Consider the following 279-nt stretch of genomic DNA (forward strand, 5'->3'; position numbering starts at 1 on the left):
GAAATGGCAAAGTAACCTAATACTAAACCAATGAGAGCAGAAACAAGTGTCACTACTACTGTAATGATATCCATATTTCTACCTCTTTTTTTATAATTCGATTTTCACAAAATCTGTATCTATTTTATCATATTTGAAACGATTTCACAATTCCAAATTGTCAAATATGGTATAATAAATTCATCACTTATTTGGAGGAAAACATGAAAAAAGAAGTCACTGTCGAAAGCTTCGAGCTAGACCACACTATTGTAAAAGCACCTTACATCCGCTTAATTT

1 pseudogene is annotated in these 279 nt (G+C 30.8%); it reads left to right on the forward strand.

Annotated elements, in window-relative coordinates:
* Positions 1–203 precede the first annotated feature (203 nt).
* Positions 204–279 (forward strand): annotated as a pseudogene (locus C1E99_RS00380) (S-ribosylhomocysteine lyase); the annotation flags it as partial.

It is taken from the genome of Streptococcus suis (genome assembly GCF_002964045.1).
Classification (GTDB): Bacteria; Bacillota; Bacilli; order Lactobacillales; family Streptococcaceae; genus Streptococcus; species Streptococcus suis_U.